Annotated in this window: 14 protein-coding genes, 1 tRNA gene, 2 rRNA genes and 1 pseudogene; all 18 read right to left on the reverse strand. The window is 39.6% G+C overall.

Features of this window, described 5'->3' with window-relative positions; genetic code table 11:
• Positions 1-81: 81 nt before the first annotated feature.
• Positions 82-2,997: ribosomal RNA gene (locus BW727_RS09090) — 23S ribosomal RNA — on the reverse strand.
• 191 nt (positions 2,998-3,188) lie between these two features.
• Positions 3,189-4,742 (reverse strand): 16S ribosomal RNA (locus BW727_RS09095).
• The 16S and 23S rRNA genes sit together here with 1 tRNA gene alongside, the layout of an rRNA operon.
• A gap of 415 nt (positions 4,743-5,157) precedes the next feature.
• Positions 5,158-5,230 (reverse strand) — tRNA-Lys (locus BW727_RS09100).
• 127 nt (positions 5,231-5,357) lie between these two features.
• Positions 5,358-6,227, reverse strand: a pseudogene (locus BW727_RS09105) (IS3 family transposase); the annotation flags it as partial.
• Positions 6,188-6,532, reverse strand: coding sequence for a helix-turn-helix domain-containing protein (locus BW727_RS10670; RefSeq protein WP_062467838.1), 345 nt, complete (start codon positions 6,530-6,532; stop codon positions 6,188-6,190). The gene BW727_RS10670 and the pseudogene BW727_RS09105, both read right to left, overlap by 40 nt.
• Positions 6,533-6,538: 6 nt before the next feature.
• Entirely contained in the window at positions 6,539-6,751 is a 213-nt protein-coding gene (locus BW727_RS10555; RefSeq protein ID WP_062467837.1) for a helix-turn-helix domain-containing protein, read from the reverse strand.
• A 79-nt stretch (positions 6,752-6,830) separates the two neighbouring features.
• Entirely contained in the window at positions 6,831-8,198 is a 1,368-nt protein-coding gene (gene dnaB / locus BW727_RS09115; protein WP_062467836.1) for a replicative DNA helicase, read from the reverse strand.
• Positions 8,199-8,335: 137 nt separating this feature from the next.
• On the reverse strand, positions 8,336-8,788 hold the full coding sequence (gene rplI / locus BW727_RS09120) for a 50S ribosomal protein L9 (RefSeq protein WP_062467835.1): 453 nt from the start codon (positions 8,786-8,788) through the stop codon (positions 8,336-8,338).
• A complete protein-coding gene (locus BW727_RS09125) occupies positions 8,785-10,809 on the reverse strand; it encodes a DHH family phosphoesterase (protein ID WP_062467834.1) in 2,025 nt (674 codons plus the stop codon). The genes rplI and BW727_RS09125 overlap by 4 nt, the downstream gene beginning before the upstream one ends.
• Before the next feature lie 443 nt (positions 10,810-11,252).
• Positions 11,253-11,495, reverse strand: coding sequence for a 30S ribosomal protein S18 (gene rpsR, locus BW727_RS09130; RefSeq protein ID WP_062467833.1), 243 nt, complete (start codon positions 11,493-11,495; stop codon positions 11,253-11,255).
• A gap of 39 nt (positions 11,496-11,534) precedes the next feature.
• Positions 11,535-12,065: a single-stranded DNA-binding protein gene (gene ssb / locus BW727_RS09135; protein ID WP_062467832.1), complete on the reverse strand. Its 531-nt coding sequence runs from the start codon at positions 12,063-12,065 to the stop codon at positions 11,535-11,537.
• A 41-nt stretch (positions 12,066-12,106) separates the two neighbouring features.
• Entirely contained in the window at positions 12,107-12,397 is a 291-nt protein-coding gene (rpsF, locus tag BW727_RS09140; RefSeq protein WP_062467831.1) for a 30S ribosomal protein S6, read from the reverse strand.
• A 159-nt stretch (positions 12,398-12,556) separates the two neighbouring features.
• Positions 12,557-15,115, reverse strand: a complete 2,559-nt coding sequence (gyrA, locus tag BW727_RS09145; RefSeq protein WP_062467830.1) for a DNA gyrase subunit A — start codon at positions 15,113-15,115, stop codon at positions 12,557-12,559.
• Between the two features lie 20 nt (positions 15,116-15,135).
• On the reverse strand, positions 15,136-17,073 hold the full coding sequence (gene gyrB, locus BW727_RS09150; protein WP_062467845.1) for a DNA topoisomerase (ATP-hydrolyzing) subunit B: 1,938 nt from the start codon (positions 17,071-17,073) through the stop codon (positions 15,136-15,138).
• 5 nt (positions 17,074-17,078) lie between these two features.
• Positions 17,079-18,200 (reverse strand): DNA replication/repair protein RecF, encoded by a 1,122-nt coding sequence (gene recF, locus BW727_RS09155; protein ID WP_062467829.1) that lies wholly within the window; start codon positions 18,198-18,200, stop codon positions 17,079-17,081.
• Positions 18,197-18,442, reverse strand: coding sequence for a S4 domain-containing protein YaaA (gene yaaA, locus BW727_RS09160; RefSeq protein ID WP_062467828.1), 246 nt, complete (start codon positions 18,440-18,442; stop codon positions 18,197-18,199). The genes recF and yaaA overlap by 4 nt, the downstream gene beginning before the upstream one ends.
• A 222-nt stretch (positions 18,443-18,664) precedes the next feature.
• Entirely contained in the window at positions 18,665-19,816 is a 1,152-nt protein-coding gene (dnaN, locus tag BW727_RS09165) for a DNA polymerase III subunit beta (RefSeq protein WP_062467827.1), read from the reverse strand.
• A 168-nt stretch (positions 19,817-19,984) separates the two neighbouring features.
• Positions 19,985-21,316: a chromosomal replication initiator protein DnaA gene (gene dnaA, locus BW727_RS09170; protein WP_062467826.1), complete on the reverse strand. Its 1,332-nt coding sequence runs from the start codon at positions 21,314-21,316 to the stop codon at positions 19,985-19,987.
• Positions 21,317-21,535: the final 219 nt, after the last annotated feature.

Below are 21,535 nucleotides of genomic sequence, written 5' to 3' on the forward strand. Positions count from 1 at the left end.
GAAACATTGCGTTCCCTCAAAACTGAATCCATAACACAATGAACAGCTGACCAAAGCCATTACAACCACCTTGTTTTATTCGTGGTTAAGTCCTCGACCGATTAGTACTAGTCCGCTCCATACATCGCTGTACTTCCACTCCTAGCCTATCTACCTGATCGTCTCTCAGGGGTCTTACTCATTCTAGATGATGGGAAATCTCATCTCGAGGGGGGCTTCACGCTTAGATGCTTTCAGCGTTTATCCCTTCCACACATAGCTACCCAGCGATGCTCTTGGCAGAACAACTGGTACACCAGAGGTGTGTCCATCCCGGTCCTCTCGTACTAAGGACAGCTCCTCTCAAATTTCCAACGCCCGCGACGGATAGGGACCGAACTGTCTCACGACGTTCTGAACCCAGCTCGCGTGCCGCTTTAATGGGCGAACAGCCCAACCCTTGGGACCGACTACAGCCCCAGGATGCGACGAGCCGACATCGAGGTGCCAAACCTCCCCGTCGATGTGAACTCTTGGGGGAGATAAGCCTGTTATCCCCAGGGTAGCTTTTATCCGTTGAGCGATGGCCCTTCCATGCGGTACCACCGGATCACTAAGCCCGACTTTCGTCCCTGCTCGACTTGTCTGTCTCGCAGTCAAGCTCCCTTCTGCCTTTGCACTCTACGAATGATTTCCAACCATTCTGAGGGAACCTTTGGGCGCCTCCGTTACTCTTTAGGAGGCGACCGCCCCAGTCAAACTGCCCAACTGACACTGTCTCCCCACCCGATTAGGGTGGCGGGTTAGACTGGTCCTGCTACAAGGGTAGTATCCCAATGATGCCTCCATCGAAACTAGCGTCCCGACTTCTACGGCTCCTACCTATCCTGTACGTGTAGCAGAAACAATCAATATCAACTTGCAGTAAAGCTCCATGGGGTCTTTCCGTCCTGTCGCGGGTAACCAGCATCTTCACTGGTACTATAATTTCACCGAGTCTCTCGTTGAGACAGTGCCCAAATCGTTACGCCTTTCGTGCGGGTCGGAACTTACCCGACAAGGAATTTCGCTACCTTAGGACCGTTATAGTTACGGCCGCCGTTTACTGGGGCTTCAATTCAAAGCGTCGCCTTGCGGCTAACCTCTCCTCTTAACCTTCCAGCACCGGGCAGGCGTCAGCCCCTATACGTCATCTTTCGATTTAGCAGAGACCTGTGTTTTTGATAAACAGTCGCTTGGGCCTATTCACTGCGGCTGACCATGTGGTCAGCACCCCTTCTCCCGAAGTTACGGGGTCATTTTGCCGAGTTCCTTAACGAGAGTTCGCTCGCTCACCTTAGGATGCTCTCCTCGACTACCTGTGTCGGTTTGCGGTACGGGCAGTTGATTTCTAACTAGAAGCTTTTCTTGGCAGTGTGACATTGGGAACTTCGGTACTAAATTTCCCTCCCCATCACAACTTGTCCTTCACAGCGGTAAGCATTTGACTCACCACTAGACGTGTTGCTTGGGCGTGCTCTTCCGATCGCACGCTTTCCTTAGCCTCCTGCGTCCCTCCATTGGTCAAACAAAATCAACTGGTACAGGAATATCAACCTGTTGTCCATCGCCTACGCCTATCGGCCTCGGCTTAGGTCCCGACTAACCCTGGGAGGACGAGCCTTCCCCAGGAAACCTTAGTCATACGGTGGACGGGATTCTCACCCGTCTTTCGCTACTCATACCGGCATTCTCACTTCTAAGCGCTCCACCAGTCCTCACGGTCCAGCTTCAACGCCCTTAGAACGCTCTCCTACCACAGAACCAATGGTTCTGTCCACAGCTTCGGTGATCTGTTTAGCCCCGGTAAATTTTCGGCGCAGGGTCACTCGACTAGTGAGCTATTACGCACTCTTTAAATGATGGCTGCTTCTGAGCCAACATCCTAGTTGTCTATGCAACCCCACATCCTTTTCCACTTAACAGATACTTTGGGACCTTAGCTGGTGGTCTGGGCTGTTTCCCTTTCGACTACGGATCTTATCACTCGCAGTCTGACTCCCGGACTTAAATCAATGGCATTCGGAGTTTATCTGAATTCGGTAACCCGAGAAGGGCCCCTAGTCCAAACAGTGCTCTACCTCCATGATTTATACGTCCGAGGCTAGCCCTAAAGCTATTTCGGAGAGAACCAGCTATCTCCAGGTTCGATTGGAATTTCTCCGCTACCCACACCTCATCCCCGCATTTTTCAACATACGTGGGTTCGGTCCTCCAGTGCGTATTACCGCACCTTCAACCTGGACATGGGTAGGTCACCTGGTTTCGGGTCTACGACCACATACTTTATCGCCCTATTCAGACTCGCTTTCGCTACGGCTCCGCCTTTTCAGCTTAACCTCGCATGGGATCGTAACTCGCCGGTCCATTCTACAAAAGGTACGCCATCACCCATAAACGGGCTCTGACTACTTGTAAGCACACGGTTTCAGGTACTCTTTCACTCCCCTTCCGGGGTGCTTTTCACCTTTCCCTCACGGTACTGGTTCACTATCGGTCACTAGGGAGTATTTAGCCTTGGGAGATGGTCCTCCCGGATTCCGACGGAATTTCGCGTGTTCCGCCGTACTCAGGATACTGGTAGGGTGACGGTCAATTTCGCATACGGGGCTTTTACCCTTTATCGCGCAACTTTCCAGTTGGCTTCTGCTATCTCACGTCATCCCATGTCCCAGTCCTACAACCCCAAAGAGCAAGCTCTTTGGTTTGGGCTTTTCCCGTTTCGCTCGCCGCTACTCAGGGAATCGATTTTTCTTTCTCTTCCTGCAGGTAATGAGATGTTTCAGTTCCCTGCGTCTACCTCGTACACGCTATGTATTCACGTCTACGTCATATCCTATAACAGATATGGGGTTCCCCCATTCGGAAATCTCCGGATCACAGCTTACTTACAGCTCCCCGGAGCATATCGGTGTTAGTCCCGTCCTTCATCGGCTCCTAGTGCCAAGGCATCCACCGTGCGCCCTTATTCACTTAACCTGAGTCAAGTTTCGGCCATTGCTGGCCATCATAGGGAGTAATCCTCTATGAACGCGGTATAAATGTTTTGGTCTTTCTTTGTTACTTTCATGTTATGGTATTCAGTTTTCAAGGAACAAGTATAAAATGAGAGTTGACCTCTCAAAACTGAACAAGAATGAACGAACCGGCAGGTTCCGATTTTTCCTTAGAAAGGAGGTGATCCAGCCGCACCTTCCGATACGGCTACCTTGTTACGACTTCACCCCAATCATCCGTCCCACCTTAGGCGGCTGGTTCCCCTAAGGGTTACCCCACCGACTTCGGGTGTTACAAACTCTCGTGGTGTGACGGGCGGTGTGTACAAGACCCGGGAACGTATTCACCGCGGCGTTCTGATCCGCGATTACTAGCGATTCCGGCTTCATGCAGGCGAGTTGCAGCCTGCAATCCGAACTGAGAATGGCTTTAAGAGATTCGCATGCCCTCGCGGGTTAGCGGCTCGTTGTACCATCCATTGTAGCACGTGTGTAGCCCAGGTCATAAGGGGCATGATGATTTGACGTCATCCCCACCTTCCTCCGGTTTATCACCGGCAGTCTCATTAGAGTGCCCAACTAAATGCTGGCAACTAACAATAAGGGTTGCGCTCGTTACGGGACTTAACCCAACATCTCACGACACGAGCTGACGACAACCATGCACCACCTGTCACCTTGTCCCCGAAGGGAACGGCCTATCTCTAGGCGTGTCAAGGGATGTCAAGACCTGGTAAGGTTCTTCGCGTTGCTTCGAATTAAACCACATGCTCCACCGCTTGTGCGGGTCCCCGTCAATTCCTTTGAGTTTCAGCCTTGCGGCCGTACTCCCCAGGCGGAGTGCTTAATGCGTTAACTGCAGCACTGAAGGGTGGAAGCCCTCCAACACTTAGCACTCATCGTTTACGGCGTGGACTACCAGGGTATCTAATCCTGTTTGCTCCCCACGCTTTCGAGCCTCAGCGTCAATAACAGACCAGAGAGTCGCCTTCGCCACTGGTGTTCCTCCATATATCTACGCATTTCACCGCTACACATGGAATTCCACTCTCCTCTTCTGCATTCAAGTTCCCCAGTTTCCAATGACCTTCCACGGTTGAGCCGTGGGCTTTCACATCAGACTTAAAGAACCGCCTGCGCTCGCTTTACGCCCAATAAATCCGGACAACGCTTGCCACCTACGTATTACCGCGGCTGCTGGCACGTAGTTAGCCGTGGCTTTCTGGTCGGGTACCGTCATGGTAAGCGCAGTTACTCGCTTACGTGTTCTTCTCCGACAACAGAGTTTTACGATCCGAAAACCTTCTTCACTCACGCGGCGTTGCTCCGTCAGACTTGCGTCCATTGCGGAAGATTCCCTACTGCTGCCTCCCGTAGGAGTTTGGGCCGTGTCTCAGTCCCAATGTGGCCGATCACCCTCTCAGGTCGGCTACGTATCATGGTCTTGGTAGGCCTTTACCCCACCAACTAACTAATACGCCGCGGGTCCATCCCTCAGCGACAGCACAAAGGCCGTCTTTCCTTCTCTTTCCATGTGGAAAAAGAACCTATGCGGTATTAGCACCCGTTTCCGGATGTTATCCCCCACTGAAGGGCAGGTTACCCACGTGTTACTCACCCGTCCGCCACTCACTTCCAAAGAGCAAGCTCTTCTTCCGTTCGTTCGACTTGCATGTATTAGGCACGCCGCCAGCGTTCGTCCTGAGCCAGGATCAAACTCTCATTAATAATGGATTCTTGTACAGAGATCCATAATGATACGTTTAATTGCTCATTTGTTGCTGACTTACTTGTGTTGCGACAGTTACCTGTCGACTAATTGTGCATCCCGAAGGATGCCCTGCACGTTTGGTTCGTTCATTCTTTGTTCAGTTTTCAAAGGTCAATAGATTATCACGTGTTACGTGTACTGCTCTTCGTGACAACTTCTAAATAATAACATGTGTTGTTCAATGTGTCAACACTTATTTGAAATTATTTTTTTATGTTGTTTGCTCATACACTTAGAACAGACAACTTAGATATATTACCATCGATTTAAAAAAAGGTCAACACTTCAATCTATTTTATTTTTTTTTTTATATAGTGATAATATAAAAAACTGTAACCTTCTATTATAGACAGAAGTTCACAGTTTTTAGGATGGGATATGCAGGGATCGAACCTGCGACCCACTGATTAAGAGTCAGTTGCTCTACCAACTGAGCTAATATCCCGTATTTTTGCCACATTTCAATAACAATTAATATTTTACTCCTTTAACTATTAATATACAAGAGTTTAATATAAAAAAGATTGTAAATTTAAACCTTGGTGCTGACCCCCAAAAGTTAGAGTTTAAAATTATGCAGCCAACTGGCTGGTTTGAGTTCGGTATTCCACTGGACTTAAACCTGCCAGTTTTTGTTTTGTGCGGACGGTATTATACCAATCGATATACTCTTCGATTTGTTTCTTGAGTTGATCATAGGTAACTAGAGGCTCTCCATGATACATTTCTTGTTTCATAATCCCAAAGAAATTCTCCATTGCGGCATTATCAGAACAGGTAGCTTTTCGAGACATACTTTGAAAAAAATTGTTCTTTTTTAAATGCTGTCTCCATTTTTTATGCTGATAATGCCATCCTTGATCTGAGTGAATCGTGGTGCGAACGGTACCGTTCTTTTTTACTATCTGAATGGCATCTTCTAAAGGACCTAATACTAGGTCTAATGTCGGACGTTTGCTAATACCAAACGAGATAATTTCACCATTATATAAATCATAAATCGGATTAAGATAAAGTTTCTGATCATTTAGACACTTGAACTCTGTTATATCGGTCACTAATTTTTGTAAGGCAAACGGAGTAGAAAACCGTCGGTTTATTAGATTTTTCGCGACTTTCCCAACTGTTCCTTTGTAAGAATTATACTTTCGAAGTTTACGAGTGAATTTAACGCACTTCAGCCCCAACTCTTTCATCAGACGATAAACCTTTTTATGATTAATTACTAGTCCATTAGGATTCAATTCATTAGTCATTCGTTTGTATCCGTAGCGTTCTTTAAATTGATAAAAGAGCTCTGAAATCTTATTTTTTAGATCTTTATCTTGGTCTTCTGAGTTCAATCGCTTTATATGGTAATGGTACGTAGCTTCTGGAATTCCTACAACGATGAAGATATCCTTTAATTTGTACCCTTCTTCTTTGAGCTCGAATGCCACCGCTGCTTGTGCTTTTCGAGGTAAGCATTCGGATTCTCCTCGTAAGCTTTTAACTTTTTTAAGTAAGCATTCTCCAGACGGAGAAGCTCATTTTCACGTTCAAGTGCTTGCTCTTTAGACATAGTCCCATTATCTTTTGGTTTCTTTTTCTTTGGTTGTTTAGACATAGAAGGTCGCCCCTTAGGTTTAGATTTCAGGCCTTCTATACCTTCTCTATTAAATGCACGATTCCAGTTCGCAATGATAGAGAGTTCTTTGATTCCGAAGGAATTAGCCGTTTCTTGATAAGAAGCACCTGTTCGTTTCATAAAGTGTCATACATCTAGTTTGAAATGAACAGAATAGACTGCTTTTGTTTTTTTTCGAATTAACCCTTCTTCCCCATAGTGAGCATATAGATTTACCCATTTTTTTATAGGTGAGGAACTTGGCATACCGTATTTTTTTGCCAATAAATTATATCCCAACGTTCCATTTTGATACTCTTTCACAACTTTCAATTTAAATTCAGCACTATATTTAGACATACAAAAAGACCCCCAAAAGTTAGATTATTTACTCTAACTTTTGGGGGTTGGCATCCTTCGTTTAAATTTACAATCTTTTTTAATTTGGCTCTGGAATGTATGACATAGATGAAAATTTGTTAAACTCTTTTTTGAATAATAGTTTAACAGTTCCCCTTGCACCACTTCTGTTTTTCTCAATAATGACTTCTACGATATTATTTTCAAACTCAGATTCTTCATTTTCTTCTGAGCCTTCCCGTTCATAATAATCATCACGGTAAAGAAAAGCTACGATATCTGCATCTTGCTCGATAGAACCCGATTCCCGAATATCACTAAGAACTGGCCGTTTATCTTGGCGTTGTTCTACCCCTCGAGATAATTGTGATAAAGCTAAAACAGGTACTTTTAATTCTTTTGCTAATTTTTTTAACTGACGTGAAATTTCAGAGACTTCTTGTTGGCGACTTTCACGACTGTTTCCTTCTATTAACTGTAGGTAATCAATGACAATTAAACCTATTTCTCCTTGTTCTTGCTTTAATCGTCTTGACTTTGCACGTATTTCTGCAATTCGGATACCTGGAGTATCATCGATAAAAATTCTAGATTGTCCTAAAGTTGCCATGGCCATAATCAAATTAGACCATTCTTCTTCTGACATTTGCCCAGTTCTCAAATGTCCAGCATCTATATTTCCTTCCGCACAGAGCATACGGTTAACAAGTGATTCTGCACCCATTTCTAAACTAAATATAGCTACGACCTGGTCGGACTTTGTGGCAACATTTTGAGCGATGTTTAAAGCAAAGGCAGTTTTCCCTACAGCTGGGCGTGCAGCTAGAATTATTAACTCTTCAGATTGTAGACCTGCTGTCATTTTATCTAATGCAATATATCCTGTTGGTATTCCTGTTACATCACCAGTTTGTTGAGAAAGTAATTCAATATTTTGTAGGGAAGTATTTACGACATCAGAAATACGGATAAAACCTGATCTATTTCTTCTTTCTGAAACTTTCAGAATAGTTTGTTCCGCACTATCTAATATAGTAGCAAGTTGATCAGATTCCTCGTACCCCTGTTTGACAATACTAGTAGCTGAACGGATTAAATTACGTAAGATCGACTTTTCTTCGACAATTTTTGCATAATACTCGACGTTTGCAGATGTCGGTACAAAGGTAGCAACTTCACCTAGGTAGTCTAACCCTCCTACATTTTCTAATTGATTTTTATTTTCTAGTTCATTTGTAACGGTTACAACATCGACCGCTTCGTTTCTATTGTATAGCGACAAAATGGCATCAAAGATGATTTGGTGACTTTTTCTGTAGAAATCTGTTGGCTCAAGGTACTCTAAAACATTTACTACTGTATCCGGATCAAGAAAAATGGATCCCAATACAGATTGCTCTGCCTCGATACTTTGTGGTGGTGTCCGGTCTTGGAATACTTCTTCCATAAATATCTTCATCCTTCTCTTAATTACTATTAGATAAGTAAAGCTTTTACGCTTAATTATTGTACTTTAATTTTAGCTGTGTGACAATTTTGGGTTTTAATAGCTCTTATCGATAAAAAAAGAGCTGTAAACAGCTCTTACTCTTCGACAACGTGTACCGTTAATGTTGCAGTAACATCTGTATGTAACCGCACGTCCATTTTAGTAAATCCAAGAGAACGAATTGGCTCTTTTAGATCAATCTTTCGTCTATCTATCTTAACGTTATATTGTTTTTTTAATTGCTCAGCTATCTGTTTACTTGTAATCGATCCAAATAAGCGACCGTCTTCACCTGATTTTGCAGTTAATTCGATAACAGTCTCTTCTTTTTCAAGAAAACCTTTTAATTCTTTTGCTTCTTCTAGAGCTTCTTGTTCTTTTTTATCTTGTGCTTTTTTCTGCGCATCGAGTGCAGAGATACTGGATTTAGTTGCTTCTTTAGCCAGCCCATTTTTAATTAAATAGTTCTGAGCGTAGCCTACTGCTACATCTTTTACCTCACCTTTTTTTCCTTTACCTTTTACATCTTGAAGAAATATGACTTTCATTTTATGTCTCCTTTCGATTTTTCATCATTGTTGATGACTTCAAATAGTTTTTCTTTTACTTCAGATACAGTACTATCTTCAACTTGTGTCGCAGCATTAGATAAATGCCCACCACCACCAAGTTCTTCCATGAAACGCTGGACATTTATTTGTCCTAAGCTTCGAGCACTGATTCCAACTCTGCCATCTCGACGCTTTGTAATAACAAAAGAAGCTTCGACTCCTTCCATAGAAAGCATTGTATCTGCTGTTTGGGCAGCTAGAACAGTGTCGTATACTCTATCATCTTCTCCGCTGGCTACAGCTAATCCGGCACTTACAAATTCCATCGTTTCTAACAAATGACTACGAAGTAAATACGTATCTAAGCTTTCTTTCAACGCTTTTTGAATAAGTAAAGTGTCTGCACCGTTTGACTGTAAATAGCTAGCAGCATCGAATGTTCGGGACCCCGTTCGCAGACTGAAGTTTCTTGTGTCTACTATTATACCTGCTAACATAGTTGTTGCTTCAATTTTATTTATAGAGTCAACATCATTAGATTGATACTCAAATAATTCGGTAATTAATTCTGAAGCAGATGAAGCATAGGGTTCAATGTAAACTAGAACTGGATTTTTAGGGAATTCTTGCCCACGACGGTGGTGGTCAATTATGACGACTTTATTCGATACTTCCATTAATTCTGGTGCCGGCACCATACTTGGACGATGGACATCTACCATCACAATTAATGAATTTTCTGTGACGCGATCGTTTGCCTGTTCTGAACTGATAATATGTTTAGAAATATTATAATCTTTATCAATCACTTCCATCATTTTAACTATATTCGTTGAAAGTTGATCAGATTCTAAAATAATCCAAGCTTCTTTATTATTCATTTGAGCAATTCGACGAATACCTAAACTTGAACCTAACGAATCCATATCGGGATAATTATGTCCCATTATAAAGACCTTATCAGCCTTAGCAATTAGCTCTTCCAGTGCTTGACTAATCATGCGCGCTCGAATACGCGTTCGTTTCTCTACCGGATTAGTTTTTCCACCATAAAATCTTGCATCTTCATCTTCAGCACGAACCACGACTTGGTCGCCTCCACGAGCTAAAGCAAGATCAACGTTCGTTTGTGCTAATTGTGTTACGTCTTTCCATTTAGACTGATTTGGCCCTTTCTGATAAGAACCCCCCATACTTAAGGTAAGCGGGAAATTTTGTTTAGAGGTTCTTTCCCTAATTTGATCAACAATTTCAAATTTACTCTCTTCAATATGTTCTAATGTTTGTTTCGTCATTAAAATAATAAAACGATCACTTTCAACTTTTTTCAAATAAATATTATTGATATTAGCCCAATTAGTCAATTGATTTGTTACATAATTATTTACATTAGATTTTTTACGGTCATTCATTGATTGAACTGCTTCATCGTAATTATCAATAATAATATTCCCAAAAACAATCCGTTCGTTCTGATACTTCTCTTCAATATTAGCATATTCAGTAATATCCATTAAGTATAAAACACCAATATTTTCTTGGATGACCATTTCGAAATGGCGGCTTCCCCATTTTATCTTCATCATCTTATTACTATCATAGCGTTTCATCCAATTTGCAAGTTCTTCATCTACTTCTTCTATTTTGCGTCCTAAAACATCAGTTTTATCAAAGTATCTTAATAGATATGGATTAGTCCATTGAATTTCGTTTTCTTCATTATAAAGTAAAATACCTATTGGCATTTGTATCAGAGCTTCCTGCTCGCCTTTTTTTATTCGATAGGATAGGTCAGAGACATATTTATTTGTTTCTTCTATTAAAAATTCAGTTGAATTATAAACAAAGAACGCTGTAACTGCTATCAGCAAGAATATGGCGATGCCAATTTTCCAATTAGCGATAAATGTCAAAATAATTAACAATAGCAATGATATAGCAATAGCAATAACTGGAATTTTCATTCGATCCGAACGCAAATATGCCGGAAGTTTGGCAATCTTTTCTCTAATGTTCATTGTTACTCCTTTCCTATCATTTAAATAGTTTTTGTCTCTCTATTTTAACATAAGCTTTATTTTATAGCCACAAACCGCTTATACACCGCATGCCCTAGTAATGAATTATTTGATTTTTCTGAATAAGTTTCGAATACACGTTCGTCTCTCTAAAAACCAGTCTAGGCTAAAATGTTTCACGTGAAACATTTTAGCTTAGACTGTTAATAACTATCTGTTCTTCATCCAAACTTATCCCCAAGTCATTTATTAACCTGTGGATAACTTATAAAAAACTCTCTGAAAAACATACATAACACGGATAGTATCATTTCTTGTTTTGTGGATACTAATCACTGATATTTTCAGAAATAGTGGGGATGAGTCCGACTGAACTGTGGATAACTAAAAAAGCTACCACATTATCATTAGCATGATAGTGCGGTAGCTTTATAAACTTTGAATTATTCTGCAACTGTGAAAGGCATCAAAGCGATAATACGAGAACGCTTGATAGCAACTGTTAGAGTTCTTTGATGTTTTGCACAAGTACCAGTTACACGACGAGGTAAGATTTTACCTTTTTCAGATACATAACGTTTCAATAGATCAGTGTCTTTATAATCAACATGATCAATATGGTTTGCACAAAAATGACATACTTTTTTCCGCTTGCGACCGCGACGGCCACCACGTTGTTGAGCCATATTATTTTCCTCCTTTTTTTAACCCATGATTATCAAATATTAAAACGGTAGATCATCATCTGATATATCTATCGATTTCCCACTTGATAGAAATGGATCTTCATTCGAATTATAGTCATTAAAGCTATTTTCTTGGTTGTTTGAGTTAGAGTAAGACGATTGATTATTACTGTTTGATTGGTTGTTAGTTTGATTGTAATTAGAAGCAGGACTTGGAGAGTTTGTTTCTCTTGGTCTTTGTTCTGTTACACTTCTTGATTCAAGTAGCGTAAAGTTATCTACTACAATTTCTGTAACATACACACGTTGGCCTTGTTGATTTTCGTAGTTACGCGTTTGAATTCGTCCTTCGATTCCAACTAAAGATCCTTTACGTGTAAAATTAGCAAAGTTCTCAGCAGCTTTTCTCCAAATAACACAATTAATAAAATCAGTTTCTCGTTCTCCTGATTGACTTTTAAATGGTCTGTCAACCGCAATACTAAACGAACCTACTGCTGTACCATTTGACGTATAGCGTAAATCGACATCTTTAGTTAATCTACCTGTTAATACAACATTATTAATCATCTTTTCTTACATCCTCCTTAAAATGTTTCACGTGAAACATTTTATGCTTCTTGCTTAATGATGATGTGACGAAGAATATCTTTACTGAATTTCGCAAGACGGTCAAATTCGTTAATCGCTGTTGCTTCTTCTGCATTGATTGTCACGATATGGTAAATACCTTCGCGGAAATCGTTGATTTCGTAAGCTAAACGACGTTTTGACCAGTCTTTTGATTCAATAATCTCAGCACCATTATCAGTTAAGATAGTATCGAAGCGTTTTACCAATTCTGCTTTTTCTGCCTCATCGATGTTTGGACGGATAATGTAGTTAATTTCATATTGAGTCATTGAACTGTTCACCTCCTTATGGACTTTGGCTTTCACTAATAGTAAAAGCAAGGAGAGTATTTTTAAATACTCACGTCTTAATAGTCTACCATACCAATTTAAACAATGCAATATTTTTTTGAAAACAAAAAAGGCTAGAAAAGTACTAGCCCTTTTTTCTTATTCTTCTTCTGATTCTTTGAATATTTCCTCGGCAAAATCTTGCATATTTGCTTTTAATTCTTCACCAGTTTGTTCGGTTTCTACCGCGATTTTTTCCGTATTGTCACTTTCGTTAACTGGTTCAACAACTGCCATCGTTGAAACCTTTGAGCCATCATCTAAACGAATCAAGCGGACACCTAATGTCGCACGCCCAGTTTGGGAAACATCTTTTGCATGGAAGCGAATCATGACACCCGCATCGGTTATGATCATAATGTCGTCTTCTTCATTTACAGTTCTTAAACCAACTAGGTTACCATTTTTCTCGGTAATATTCGCTGTTTTAATCCCTTTACCCCCACGACCTTTAACTGCATATTCAGAAATATTGGTACGTTTACCATAGCCATTTTCAGTAATAACTAAAACTTCAGTACCCTCTTCAAGAATATCCATTCCGACGACATAATCGTCCTTACGTAAACGGGCGCCTCGTACTCCTGTTGCTGTTCTACCCATTTGGCGAACGTCGTTTTCGTTAAAGCTAATCGAATATCCAAGATAAGTTCCAATAATAATATTTTTAGTTCCATCTGTTAAGAGGACTTTAATAACTTCATCATCTTCTCTAAGATTAATGGCACGTAAACCACTTTGGCGAATATTAGTAAAATCGACTGTGGAAGTCCGTTTGACAACACCTTGACGGGTCACAAAGAATAAATTTTCTCCTTCAACGGGTGTATGTGTACTTAGATTGATAATGGTTTGTATTTTTTCATCTGCTTCTAAATTGAGCAGATTAATAATTGGTAAACCTTTAGCTTGTCGGCCATATTCTGGTATTTCATACCCTTTTGTCCGGTACACTTTTCCTTTATTAGAGAAATAAAGGAGCGTATCGTGCGTAGATGCAGTAAGCAAGTTTTCTATAAAGTCATCATCATGAACACCCATTCCTTGAACCCCACGTCCACCACGTCTTTGGGCACGGTATTCACTACTTGCAACGCGTTTGATGTAACCATTGTAAGTTAGGCTTATCATAACCTCTTCTTCTTCAATGAGATCTTCATCTTCAAGTGAAAGGACTTCTCCAATCATTAACTCAGTACGTCTCTCATCTCCAAAACGTTCTTGAATTTCTAGTAGTTCATCGTAGATAATTTGTAAAACACGCGCTTCGCTATTTAAAATTTCTTCTAAGTCAGCAATAAGCACCATTAGATTATCATATTCACCTTCTATTTTATCGCGTTCGAGACCAGTTAATCGTACCATCCGCATATCTAAAATAGCTTGAGCTTGTTTATCAGATAATCCGTAATCATCAATAAATTTCTGCTTCGCAATATCACCGCTTGGTGAACTTCTTAAAATACTAACAATTTCGTCAATATGATCGAGCGCAATTCTTAAGCCTGCTAGGATATGCGCACGCGCTTCTGCTTTTCGTTTGTCGTATCTTGTACGGCGAATCAGAACTTCTTTTTGATGATCCAAGTAGTGAACTAAAATACTTTTTAGACCCAATGTTTCCGGTACACCATTTACAATGGCAAGCATATTAAAGCCGAAAGATGATTGTAATGGAGTCAGTTTGTACAAATTGTTTAAAACAACCGACGCACCCATATCTCGGCGGACATCTATAACGATGCGCATCCCATCACGGTCTGATTCATCGGCTAAATCTGTAATCCCTTCAATCCGTTTATCACGGGCTAATTCGGCAATACGAGAAACAAGTTTCGCTTTATTAACAACGTAAGGTAATTCGGAAATGATGATTCGCTCGCGACCATTTTTTCGTGTTTCAATTTCGACACGTCCGCGCACAATAATCGAACCACGCCCAGTTTCATAGGCTTTACGAATACCTGATTTACCAATAACAATACCGCCAGTAGGAAAGTCTGGTCCTGGTAAAGCTTCCATCAAATCAGCAGTCGTAGCATCAGGATTATCCATTAAAATATGTAAAGCTTTAATAACCTCTGTTAAGTTATGCGGAGGAATATTAGTCGCCATCCCAACGGCTATCCCAGAAGCTCCATTAACTAAAAGGTTCGGGAAACGTGCCGGTAGAACATCCGGTTCGCGCTCACTGCCATCATAGTTATCGTGAAAGTCTATTGTATCTTTATTAAGATCACGAAGCATCTCTAGAACTAATTTTGACATCCGCGCTTCTGTATAACGCATTGCCGCTGCACCGTCACCATCAATCGACCCAAAGTTACCATGGCCATCAATGAGCGGATAGCGATAACTAAAATCTTGCGCCATTCGAACCATTGACTCATAAATAGCACTGTCGCCATGAGGGTGATATTTACCCATTACATCTCCGACAATACGTGCTGATTTTTTATGCGATTTATCAGGTGTAATACCAAGCTCGCTCATTCCGTATAAAATTCGACGATGGACAGGTTTTAAGCCATCTCGAACGTCTGGAAGGGCACGTGAAACAATAACACTCATTGCATATTCCAAAAATGACTGTCGCATTTCTTTACTTAATTCACGAACTTCCATTTTTGAATCTAATCCTTTATCTTCTACGTCCATTTATGTGATAACCTTCCTTCCTATACATCTAAGTTTTCTACGTATTCAGCATTATCTTGAATGAAAATCCGTCTAGGCTCTACCTTTTCTCCCATTAACATGCTTAATACGTTATCCGCATCAATAGCGTCTTCGACTGTTACTTGCGCAAAACGTCGATGCTCTGGATTCATTGTGGTATCCCATAGCTGCTCAGCATCCATTTCACCTAACCCTTTATATCGTTGTATAGATGGTTTTGGTGTAGCAGGTATAGAAGCTAAATACTCATCGAGTTCTTCTTCTGATTGTAAATAAACTTCTTTTTTACCTTGTTTCACCTGGAAAAGAGGGGGCTGTGCAATATAAACATAACCAGCTTCTACAAGCGGGCGCATGTAACGGTAAAACAGAGTGAGAAGGAGCGTTCTGATGTGAGCGCCATCGACGTCCGCATCCGTCATAATGACTAATTTATGATAGCGTGCTTTAGAAACATCAAATTCTGCTCCAAAACCTGTCCCCATTGCTGTAAAGAGTGCTCTAATTTCTTCGTTTGCCAAAATACGATCTAAAGAAGCTTTTTCCACGTTTAAAATTTTCCCACGGACAGGTAAAATAGCTTGGAAGATACGCGAACGTCCTTGTTTAGCTGATCCACCCGCGGAATCACCTTCGACAATAAAGAGTTCAGATATAGAAGGATCTTTACTAGAGCAGTCTGCTAATTTACCAGGTAAGTTAGAAATTTCAAGACCACTCTTTTTACGTGTTACTTCACGGGCACGTTTAGCAGCTAAACGTGCTCGCGAAGCCAGAATACCTTTTTCAACAATTCTTCTGGCTGTTTGTGGGTTTTCCATTAAGAATTTCTCAAACATATTCGAGAAAACACGGTCTGTAATGGTACGTGCTTCAGAATTACCCAGTTTCGTTTTTGTTTGACCCTCAAACTGAGGATCGGGGTGTTTAATCGAAAGAACAAGGGTTAACCCTTCGCGAACGTCATCACCGGTAAGATTTTCTTCATTTTCTTTAATGATTTTTGTTCTTTTACCATAGTCATTAATGACACGAGTGAGAGCCGTTTTAGCACCTGACTCGTGTGTCCCACCTTCATAAGTATGGATATTATTGGCGAAACTAAAGAAACTCGTATGATAGCCATCTGTATATTGAAGTGCAACTTCAACTTGAATATCATCTTGTTCTCCTTCAACATAGACAACTTCATCAAATAATGGTTTCTTATTTTGGTTAAGGTATTCAACATAACTTTGAATACCACCTTCATAATAATATTCATTAATAATTTCTTTTTCAGGTCTTTTATCTGCAATTGAAATATTTAATCCTTTATTTAAGAATGCTAGTTCTCGAACACGAACCGCTAATTTGTCATAATCAAATACTGTCGTCTCTGTAAAGATTTCATCATCCGGCCAAAAATGGACAGTTGTTCCGCTCTTATCTGTCTCTCCAACTACCGTTAATTCTTGTTTGATATCACCACGTTCGAAACCTATTTCATGAATCTGACCATTTTTATAAACCTGCACAATTAACTTCTTAGATAGTGCGTTTACAACAGAAGCACCTACACCGTGTAATCCACCCGATACTTTATAACTACCGCCACCAAATTTACCACCAGCATGTAAAACTGTATAAACTGTTTCAACAGCTGGACGGCCTGTTTTGGATTGAATATCAATTGGAATACCACGGCCGTTATCAGAAACGGTCACACTATTATCTTTTTCAATAGTTATTTTGATTGTAGAAGCAAAACCTGCCAGAGCTTCATCGATTGCATTATCAACGATTTCCCAAACTAAATGATGTAGCCCGCTTGCACTCGTGGCACCAATATACATACCAGGACGTTTACGAACTGCTTCTAATCCTTCTAAAACTTGAATTTGACTTGCATCATATTCTTGAACGAATCCTTTTTCTATTTCTCCAAACTCTGCCATTATCTTCATACACCTTCCTTTTCTACTGATCCCTTGGAGATGTGATAGATAGTTGGTTCTTCTATCTGATTGCGTCTCACACCATCTAGACTTGTAGTTGTTAAAAAGGTCTGGACTTTCTTCTCAATTGTTTTTAATAGATGGGTTTGTCGCGTTTCATCTAGCTCTGATAAGACATCATCTAATAAAAGAATTGGATATTCGCCCAAAACCTCATTCATACATTCAATTTCTGCTAATTTCATACTTAAAACGGTCGTTCGCTGCTGCCCTTGCGATCCGAATTGATGAACATTTTTACCATTTACATAAAAAATAAGATCGTCTCGGTGAGGGCCAAAGAGGGTCATTCCCTGCTCCTTTTCACGATTACTCACACGCGACTGCTCAATTAATAATTTTTCATATAAGCTTTCTTTACCTTCGTCATCTTTGTAGTCAATGGCTGATTTATAACGGATAGCTAAATTTTCTTTATTATTGGAAATTTGATAGTGCAGCTGATCCGCCCATTTTTCTAGTTGTCTAATAAAGTTTAAACGTGCCTTAACAATACTAGCTGCTTGTGTAGCTAACTGCTCCGTTAGAACTTGTAAATAGACTAAATCACTTGAACGCTTCATCAATAATTGTTTTAAATATAAGTTTCTTTGTTTTAGTAACCGTTGATATTGAACAAGTTCATATAGGTAGACTTGGTTCATTTGCCCAAGCTCCATGTCTAAAAATTTACGGCGATTAGTTGGCGGTCCTTTTACTAAATCCAAATCTTCTGGCGCAAATAAAATAACATTTAATCTCCCGACATACTCAGAGAGTTTTTTTTGCTCCATATGATTCACTTTAGCTATTTTACCTTTTTTAGTAAACTGTAATTCGAGTGGATAATCCCCAGCTCTTCTTTCAACTTTTCCTGACAAATAAGCGCGCTCTTCTTGCCAACGAATCATTTCTTTCTCATTGGCAGTACGTGGACTTCTTGCCATGGAAAGAGCATAGATCGCTTCCATCAAATTCGTTTTACCTTGCGCATTTTCTCCAAGAAAAATATTAATTCCTGGAGAAAAGTTTAAGGTTAAGTCTTCATAATTACGAAAATTTCGTAACGTTATTTCTGATAAAATCATGACATTGGCACATCAGAATTCATTTCTTTTCGTTCGATAAAAAAAGTTCCCTCACCGGGAATTTCTATCGTCGTCCCCGGATATAGTTTTTTTCCTCGACGGTTCTCTTCTTCTTGATTTACGAACAAGACATGCTCTGATAAGTACCACTTAGCCATACCACCACTCGATATAACATCGACGTGTTTTAACAACTGTCCAAGTGTAATAAAATCTTTATCAATATACACTATATTTTTCAAGATTTTCACCCTATCTCATTAAAATAAGTGCGGATACTTAAACCCACACTCTCTACTTGTTATTATACACTTTTTTTAGTAAATATTCAAATAAACGCTAAAAAATAGCGGTTTTAGCGTTTTTAATCTTTAAACAACAAATCAGTACAATGTGTTTAATAATACGATATGTAGATAAATAAAGAGAAAGAAGCAGCTTTAGCTTCTTTCTCTTTATTTGTCTTAGTAAGTTCTAACGGGCGTGATTAATTGAATAAATGATTGTGCAATATCACTATTATCATCAGCAGGTACGACTGTGAACGGACGGATGGGTGCAGTAAAACCAATTACTACATTTTGATGGCCGAAGGTTCGAAGCGCGTCCTTTAAATAATCTGGGTTAAAAGAAATAACAAGTGGATCGCCGGTTGCTTCAATATAATTTAATGCTTCTTCGACTGTACCAATTTCTGGTGAATTCCCTGACAATTCAACATGATCATCGGTAAGCGTCAGTTTAATAACATTATTTTTACCCTCATGTGAAAGCAAAGAAGCACGATCCGTTGCTTGAAGTAAATCATTTGCATTTATAGTTAATTTTGTTGAGTCATTTGCGGGTATTAAGCGGTTTGTATCTGGGTAATAACCTTCTAACAAACGCGAATAGAAATAAAGATTTTCTGCTCTAAAAAGAACTTGGTTTTGAGTCACCATCATTTCTATTGTATCTTGGTTTTCGACAATTTTAGATAGCTCAATCAAACTTTTGCCAGGAATAATAATTTTATAACTATTTTCTTTTAATGATTCCGGTACTTCTATAGGAATGATTCGCTGACTTAAACGATGACTATCGGTTGCTACGGCTTTTAATTGGCCATTTTCGATTGTTATATTAACACCTGTCAAAATAGGGCGACTCTCTTGTGTGGAGGTAGCGATGACAGTATGTTGAATAACTTGTTTAAAGAGAGTAGTGGGTAATGTAATAACTTCATTTGAATCAATAACTGGAAAATTAGGGTAACTCTCTACATCAATACTATTGATATTAAAAGCAGCTTTTGCTGATGTAATCGACGTTTGTAGATTCTCACCAACTTCTATAGTGATTGTTTCATCCGACATTTTTCTAACAATTTCATTAAATATCTTTGCTGGAAGAACAATTCCGCCTTCTTCTATAACTTCTAATTGGTTACTTTCATCTGCTACGGGAATATAAATTTCAATAGAAATATCCGAATCACTCCCACTAAGCATTAATCCATCTTTATCGATCGTTATTTTTACCCCTGTTAAAACAGGAATTGTTGTACGTGATGAAATCGCTCTTTGTACATCTGTTAAATATTTTATGAATTTGGAACGATTAATTGTGAACTTCATATTTCTTCCCTCCGGTATATATTATATTAATAAAAGCTAGTAGTAGTAGTAGGGCATGTTGATAATGTGCAAAACAGATAAAAGCTTATAAAATAAAAGACTTTCCACATGTTGATAAGTTGTTGATAAGTAGAGTGACTCAAGTAAAGATATCCACATGTTTAGAAGTTATTTATTTGTCAAATTATTAGTAATCGTCTTTATTTCATGTTCGAGTGCGCTATCTTTCTTAATAATTGTTTTGATTTTATCGTAGGCGTGTAAAACAGTCGTGTGATCTTTCCCACCGAATTCCTGACCAATTTTCGGTAACGAACTATCGGTTAATTCACGACAAAGATACATAGCTATTTGTCGGGGAACAACAATGTTCTTAGTCCGTTTTTTACCTTTTAATTCTTCTAACGTTAATTGATAGAACTTACAGACAGCTTGTTGAATGGCGTAGATTGTGACGGCTTTGGGTTTATCTGTAGGTAAAATGCTCTTTAATGCATCAGCAGCTAGGCTTGTTGTAATATCGCGACCTTGAATAGCTGAGTAAGCTTGAACGCGAACCAATGCACCTTCTAATTCACGAATATTAGAATCAATTTGACCAGCAATATAACTCAGCGTGTCATCGGGAATTTCTAAATGCTCACTGTTTGCTTTATTTCTTAAGATAGCAATTCGCGTTTCCAAATCAGGTGGTGTGATGTCGACAGATAACCCCCATGCAAAACGCGAGACAAGTCGCTCTTGTAGTTTAGGGATTTCATTAGGCAGACGATCACTAGTTAAAACAATCTGTTTTCTTTCATCATATAAAGCATTAAACGTATGAAAAAACTCTTCTTGTGTCCCTTCTTTATCGGCAAAAAACTGAATGTCATCGACTAGCAGCAAGTCAACGCTTCTATATTCATTTCGGAATTGTTCTTGGGTCCGATTCTGAATAGAATTAATGAAATCATTAGCAAATGTTTCACTACTAACGTATTTTACTTTAGCATTTGGTCTTAATTGGATCATCTGCTGGCCAATAGCGTGCATTAAATGCGTTTTACCAAGCCCTACACCACCATAAAAGAATAGCGGATTGTAAATAGTCCCGGGTTCTTCAGCAACTACCAATGCAGCTGCATGAGCCATTTGGTTTCCTTTACCAATGACAAAAGTATCAAAAGTATATTTACCATTTAATTGGGCTTGTTTAAAGGGTTTCTTACCTTTTAAGTGTGTTCCTTCTTTATCGGGAGATTTTACTTCTTCGTTTTTTATCATAAAAATGGGTGATACTTCTCTATTGGTAAACTCATAGGTCCCTTCCACAACACGGGTAGCCAGATTGTTTTGCCAATAATCTTTATGCAAAGAAGATGGGACTTCAATAATAATATTTGTTTCGGTTAAACGAATAGGAACAGCACTGTCGATCCAAGTATCGTAGCTAACTTTTGATAAAGTTTCTTTGAATCTTTCTTGAAGGTAATGCCAAAGCGAATAAATATCTTCCATATAGGAGCTTCCTCCTTTTCTTTAAATTTTTGATAATAAATTGCAAATACCAAGTATACATTATTTTAGCATTATTACGCGCAGTTTTCCACAACTCTTTCAACTGTGTATAAATCTGTCCCAAAGCAGTTGAGAAGTTATCAACAGCCCTGACAAAGAATGTTGATAAATAAAAGGGAGAAAGTGATCAACACAGGACGTGTGGATAACTCTTTGAAA

The organism is Jeotgalibaca dankookensis (genome assembly GCF_002005405.1).
GTDB classification, from domain to species: Bacteria; Bacillota; Bacilli; order Lactobacillales; family Aerococcaceae; genus Jeotgalibaca; species Jeotgalibaca dankookensis.